Source organism: Gemmatimonadota bacterium, from assembly GCA_026706345.1.
Classification (GTDB): domain Bacteria; phylum JAAXHH01; class JAAXHH01; order JAAXHH01; family JAAXHH01; genus JAAXHH01.
Window position 1 is genome coordinate 1 of record JAPOYX010000203.1, and the last position, 6,601, is coordinate 6,601.

7 protein-coding genes are annotated in these 6,601 nt (G+C 63.6%); all 7 read right to left on the minus strand.

The window, feature by feature from the left end; genetic code table 11:
- The coding region (locus OXG98_14120) for a DUF362 domain-containing protein (GenBank protein ID MCY3773137.1) at nt 1–339 on the minus strand (339 nt) is incomplete at its 3' end.
- Nucleotides 340–341: 2 nt separating this feature from the next.
- A complete protein-coding gene (locus tag OXG98_14125; protein MCY3773138.1) occupies nt 342–1,157 on the minus strand; it encodes a menaquinone biosynthesis protein in 816 nt (271 codons plus the stop codon).
- 7 nt (nt 1,158–1,164) lie between these two features.
- Entirely contained in the window at nt 1,165–2,265 is a 1,101-nt protein-coding gene (mqnC, locus tag OXG98_14130; protein MCY3773139.1) for a dehypoxanthine futalosine cyclase, read from the minus strand.
- A gap of 5 nt (nt 2,266–2,270) precedes the next feature.
- Nucleotides 2,271–3,437, minus strand: a complete 1,167-nt coding sequence (locus OXG98_14135) for a CofH family radical SAM protein (protein ID MCY3773140.1) — start codon at nt 3,435–3,437, stop codon at nt 2,271–2,273.
- 209 nt (nt 3,438–3,646) lie between these two features.
- Complete coding sequence (locus tag OXG98_14140) at nt 3,647–4,603, minus strand: VOC family protein (GenBank protein MCY3773141.1); 957 nt, start codon at nt 4,601–4,603, stop codon at nt 3,647–3,649.
- Complete coding sequence (locus OXG98_14145; GenBank protein MCY3773142.1) at nt 4,600–5,295, minus strand: hypothetical protein; 696 nt, start codon at nt 5,293–5,295, stop codon at nt 4,600–4,602. The genes OXG98_14140 and OXG98_14145 overlap by 4 nt, the downstream gene beginning before the upstream one ends.
- A 108-nt stretch (nt 5,296–5,403) precedes the next feature.
- On the minus strand, nt 5,404–6,601 hold a 1,198-nt coding region (locus tag OXG98_14150; protein MCY3773143.1), incomplete at its 5' end, for a hypothetical protein.

The following is a 6,601-nucleotide window of genomic DNA, read 5'->3' on the forward strand; positions in this document are numbered from 1 at the left end:
CAGATCCCCCCCCTCGGTGGGGATGTCGTATTCGTCGGGGATGTCGGCGTAACCCATGTGGCGGAAGCACTCCCCGGGTACGGTCTCGTTGCCGCCCTCCGCAATCAGGACCCGCCGCGGTTTTTCGGGCAGGGTCATGATGACGTCCAGCACGCCGCGGACCGCGTCCGGATGGGTGCATACCACCGGGTTCGTGCCGGACAGGAAATTCGGCTTGAGCATGACCTCATCCCGCATGAGGGAGGCCAGCTGCGGGGCGGAGCGTTCTACCGCCGTCCGCACGTTTTCGCGTCGGTTGCTTCCCGTGCCGATTCCGACCGTCGTCGTGGTCGATGCCATGGTCATCTCCTTCCTTGGCGCGGATAGAATCGCAGTTCCGGTACGTCCGGGATCAGGCCGCGGGCGTGGGCCAGTCCGTAAAACTCCATGAGCCCTCGGTGTTCCCGGTCTCCCAGGTCAAACACCAGGTTGTCTCTCAGGTACGACGCGTAGAAAGACGTCGGCTGTGAACGGTCCCCCGCGTGGACTTCGGCGATCTGGTCGAGGGCGGACATCCCCTGATTCTTCGACGCGATCAGCAGTTCGACCTCACCGGGTGTGAGACCGCCATCCATTCCAGCCCAGAAGGCGTAAACGAAAGGCAATCCTGTCAGTTCCCGCCAGGCTTCCCCCAGATCCAGCCGCGGTTCGGGCCGGTTCGTATATTCCAGGGCCGGATCCCCGATGACAAGGGCCGCGTCCGCCCGTTCCAACATCGCTGAAACGTCCGGCGGATGGTCGACGGAATCGACTTCAAGACCGTACCGCTCATGCAGTACGATCCGGACTAGGGCGACCGAAGTCCTGGAACTCACATCCATCGCCACGGTCCGGATCCGGTGGACCGGAACCTTGTGGAACAGGAATATGCTGCCGACCGGACCGTCGGATGCGATGGAGACGCCGGGGACGATGGCGTAGGGTACCGGACTGCGCGCGTATTCGACCGATGGGATGACGGCTGCCGATGCCTCGCCCGCCCTGACCTGTCTGGCGCATACGGACGGTACATCGTAGAACACCTCGAACCCGTGATCCAGCCCGCCGTGTTCCAGGCCGTAGGTCAAGGCCCGGGAATTCAGGAAGCTGACGGCGTAGATGCGGGTTTTGTTAACCATACTTCAATCATACGCCGTTTTCCACGTACTCGTAACGCGTGTTGCGCCGACGCGGCGTGAATCCGGCGTCGCTAATGAGCCGTTGGATCTCGTCGGTTGGCATCACGAAGCTCGTACCTCCGGCGCTGATGACGTTCTCTTCCATCATCGTGCTGCCGAAATCGTTCACCCCGTATCCCAGGGCGATCTGCGCGATCTTGGGCCCCTGGGTCACGTAGGACGCCTGGACGTTCTCGATATTGTCCAGCAAGAGCCGGGCGATGGCCACGGTGCGCAGATAGTCGTAGCCCGTCGCCTTTCGCGTGTCGGGCAGTTCGGTCCCCTCCGGCTGGAAGCTCCATGCGATGAAAGCCGTGAAATACCCGTCGTGACGGGCCAGGGAATCGTCCTGTACTTCGCGAACCCGCAGAAGGTGGTTCAGTCGGTGTTCGACGGTTTCAACCGAGCCGAACATCATGGTGGCCGTCGACTTCATGCCGAGGCGGTGGGCCAGGCTGTGCACGTCCAGCCATTCCTGCACCGTTTCCTTTCGGTAGGCGATGGCGTCGCGCACCTCGGTATCCAGGATCTCGGCGCCGGCGCCCGGGAGGGATTTCAGTCCGGCCGCGCGCAGGCGGATCAGCGCTTCCTCGACCGTGATTCTCGAGATGTGGGCGAGATAGACGATTTCCGCCACGGAAAGCGAATGGAGATAGGCCGCGGGATAGCGCCGGGTGATTTCCGAGAAGAGCCGTTCGTAGTAATCGATCTTCAGCTTCGGGTTCAGCCCGCCCTGCATGAGGATTTCGCAGGATTCCGGCGTATCGCCTCCGACAGCGATCAGTTCCTCGACCTTGGCGAAGATCTCCTCGTCCGGCAGCGTGTATCCCTCCTGGTGGCCCGGTGGACGATAGAAGGCGCAGAACTTGCACCGTACCCAGCAGACATTGGTATAGTTGATATTCCGGCCGATGTTGTAGGTCACCACCGGTTCGGGGTGTCTGGTCCGGCGCACGTGATCGGCCAGCATGCCCAGCTCTGTGACGTTCGGGTGCTGGAACAGACGCCTCCCGTCCTCGGCGGTCAGCCGCGTTCCGGCCAGGACTTTTTCCGCGATATCGGTGATCATATGAATTATCCCGGGCTCGTTACCGCTTCGGCCTCTGCCCCGTTGACGGCTTCCAAATAGGCCGGCCGTATGGTTTCGGGCTGGTCGACGACATGGTAGAGCGCGTCGCGTTCGACGGGTTGCCGCCCCGATTCGCTGATCATGTCGAGCATCTGCGTGTGGGTCAGGGCCTGCATGCGGTCGGTGACGGGGTTCCGGGTGATTTCGTACTCCAGGACGCTGCCGTCCATGTCGTCCGCGCCGTACCACAGCGACACCTGCGTAACCGCCGGTGTGTTCATGATCCAGAACGACTTGATGTGGGGCACGTTGTCCAGCATGAGCCGGGCCACCGCGATCTCCCGGAGGTCCATCTGGCCGGTCGGTCCCGGCAGGTGTTCGATCGCCGTCCGCTCGGGGTGCCACGACAGGGGGATGAAGGCCAGCAGCCCCTTCGTCTCGTCCTGCAGTTCACGCAGTTTCATGAGGTGATAGACCTTCTCCTCCGTCTGCTCCACGTGGCCGTACAGCATGGTGGCGTTCGACGGCAGGCCCACCTCGTGGGCGACACGCGCGGTCTCGAGCCACTTGTCCGAATCCGACTTGGCCTGGAACAGCTCCTCGTGCACCCGTTCGCTGAAGACCTCGGCCCCGCCGCCGGGCAGCGCGTCCACCCCGGCTTCTTTCAGGTCCTGCAGGGTCTCGGCCATGGACTTCCTGCCGATTCGCCGGATCTGCTCGAGCTCGATCATGGTGTAGGCCTTGAGGGACACTCCGGGCCTGACTTCCTTGATCACCCGGACGATATCCAGGTAATAGGCGTAGGGCAGCTTCGGGTTCACGCCCCCGACCATGTGGATCTCGGAAATGGGAATGTCGGCGTAGGTCTCCATCCTCGCCCTGATGTCATCAGGCGAAAGCACGTATCCTTCGGGGTCCCTGGGCAGGGCGTAGAACGAACAGAAAAGACAGCTCTTGTTGCAGATGTTGGTGTAGTTCAGGTGCTGGTTGCGCACGAAGTAAACCCGGTCGCCGTGCATGCGCTCGCGCACCAGGTTGGCCAGATAGCCGATGGCGGGCAGATTCCCGTTCCGGTACAGCCTTCTCCCGTCGTCGACCGAAAGCCGCTCGCCCGCCACGACCTTTTCGTGGATGTCTTCCAGTCCCGCCGCGGCGATCAAAGCTTTGAACAAAACCGCCTCCTTGACACCAGTCGTTCAGTTCCAGCCGGGGGCGTCCGCTGCAGACGCCGACCCGGCATCCGCGTCCCTCTTATTATGCACTACCGGGTCCCATTCCACAACAAGAATCACCTCGGATCACATCATGAGTTCCAGGCTCCACAGCGCGCAGACCGGCTTTTTTTCCGCCGGTCCCGCTCGAAACCGCGGCCATCTCCCTGTCAATCCTCGACGACGCCCATCGCGGTCCAGCCCGGATCGGGATCGCCGGCCATCGCCTTCCGAACGTCGGGGCCGGGCGCTCCTGCCGTACCCCAGTAGTCCATGGTTTCCGGCACCCGTCTCCACACCGCGGGTGTGTGCGTTGCTTCGTCTTCGATGTGCGCCAGGTCGCTGGAGAGTTCATTCACGTATCCGGCCGGATCCTTGTAGTAGCAGAAGATGTTGTTGCCCGGGCCGTGACGCCCCGGTCCCCAGGCGGGTTCGTGTCCCCGAACACGAAGGTTGGAGACCCCTTTCATCACGTCGTCCACGTTCGCCATCAAGTACGCGATATGATTAACCGAGGCGTGATCCGCGCGACTGAAGACGATGACGTGATGGCTCCGGCCGCATCGGAGGAAGACCATCCGGTCCTCGATCCAGTCCGAGACCCGAAACCCGAGCATACCGGTGTAGAACGCCACGATCTGATCGAACCGCGTTGTGTTCAGACCCACGTGGCACAGCAGGCGGGGCCCGTTGTGCTCGCCGGACCCGCCGTTCGGGTGTTCGGACCCGCCGTTCGGGTGTTCGGCCACGGTGGACGAGTGTTCGGACCCGCCGGCCGATAGCTCGATGCAGCGGTTTTCCGGGTCCAGAAACCGCAGCCCGTACCCGCCGCCCGGTTCGTCCAGGTCGGCCGGATGCGCCACGAGCGCGATTCCCTCGCGCTCGAACTCGGCTGCCGCCGCGTCGACCGCCTCGCGTCCGTCCACGCTGAAGGCCAGGTGGTGGAGCCCACGCCGCTGCGCCGGATGCAGACTGAGTATGTGGTGCCCGGCTGACGCGCCGCGGAAATACCGGACTTGCCGGTCTTCACCGGCCGATCGGAGCCCCCACGCCTCCAGGTAGAACCTGGTGTGGGCCGCGATCGCGGGGGACAGCAGCCCCACGTGGCGGATATCCCGGATCTTCATCCGTGCGGCTCCCTCCGGGTCAACGCGATCTTCAAGTCCCGCCGGATGTAGATTTCGACGAATTCGCGCAGCCACGCGTCCTTCGCGGGCGTGAACCGCTCAATCAGTTCCTGCCGTGGTCCGTCCGTCAGGTAAACGATGCGCCACAGGTTCAGCGGGCGCAATTCACTGCCCCCGGCCGAATGCTCGACGTGAAAGAGCGGCTGTCCGTCGCCCGCTCGAAGCGGTTTTCCGTCCCGGCCCGGAAGTTCCGCCGCCCCGATGAAAGTGACACGCTGCCGCACGGGGTTGAGGAAGACCTTTTCCAGGACCAACCCCTGCTTCGAAGACTCGAGCCAGAGGCGTTGCCGAGAGCATCGCACGAAGGATTCGGCTCCGTCGGCCGCTGCCTTCCGGTTCCAATAGTGGGAACTGCCTTTCGCTACAACGGAAGGAATGTAGAGGTCGGGCCGGAACGCTTTTTTTACCTCCATGTCCCACAGCATGGTACGGGTAAACCTGAGCGTTACGTTCGTGCGGTAAGATCGGGCGAGCGTCTTGTTTATGTCGACTGGAGGCAACTCGATTCGCGTGTTGCCCGGGTCGGTCCAGGTCCGTTCGAATTCTTCTTCATGTTTCAGCGGACCGACGGGCTCCGCGGCTTCTCCCGGAACGCCGGCGCCTTCCGCTTCGCCGGTTTCTTCGCGTCTCATTCTGTGCTGCCCTCGGTGGGCTCTGCGGGGACCGACCGGGAATTCCCGCCTTATTGTGGCGCTAAAGCCCGCCACCTGATCGAAGTACTAACCGGTCGCCTGGTCCGTCTAGGGCACTTTTACGTGGACGGTGACGATGTCTATGTCGTGGAACTGCTGATGGCGCACGGAGGACGCGATGTGCCGCAACAGCCGCAGCGAGACTTCTTGCTCCATCAGCACGTCGTCGGGCCGGTCCGCCAGCAATCCTATCCGGTCCTGGACGTTCTCCTCGCTTACAGCGGCGATGAACTCGAGGACGGCGCCGCCGCTCTCCTTGCGCGCCTTAAGGAGCAGGCGGCGATGCCCGCTTTTCTCTCGACCCTCGTCCTGATCGATCAGCGTCAGCAACGTCTCCTCGCTGGCGGCGTCGAGACGGTCGACCATCTCCGGTCCCCAGCCGTTGCGGGATGCGAACGCCTCGAGGAACGCCCTGAGCTTCGGCAGTACGGACAGATCGAGTTCTACTTCGATCCGGCTGCGGCGGGGCGCCGTCGCTTCCAGAAACAGGGTCATGAGGATCGCGACGATACCTCCGGCCGTTATGCCGTTCCCCAGCAGGCCGCCTCCCAACTCCGCGAGAAGCTCCGGGAACAGGAGATCGTTCTGGCAGCCGACGCCGACCCAGAAGGAGACCCCTGCGATGAGCGCCTTGCGGTGATCGATCCCGCCCTGCACCACCTCGGTCATCCCACGGACGAAGGTCAACGCCAGCACGACGGTCAGATAGGCGACGACGACCGCGCTCGGAATAGCCAGTATCATGGCGAGGAACTTGGGCAGGAAGGCCAGCACGATCAGCACGGCGGCGGCGACGATTCCCACGCGGCGGGCCGCGACCCCCGTCAGCTCAACCGTCGGGACGCTGACTCCGATGGTCTGGGTCGGCACGATCCCCGCGATGCCTGACAGCAGTTTGCCGATGCCGTCCGCGGTCACCGCGCCCTCGACCGCCCGGTAGTCCACGGCCCGCGGCCGGCGCCACGACACGCGCTGGATGGCGACCGCTCCGGTGATCGTCTGGATGGCGCCGATGAGCGCCACGAACGCAAAGGCGGGCAGGAGCTCCACGAAGGCGGGACCGAGGTTGATTCCGATTCCCGGCCAGTGTCCCTGTGGCAATCCGATCCACGGAGCCCGGGCAACCCGGTCGAAGTCGTAGAGACCCAGCGATCCGCCGAAAACCGAACCCGCGATCACCCCGATGAGCGGGGCCCACAAACGCAGCGTTGCCCCTGCCTTCAGGGAGATGCCGCCGATGACCAGA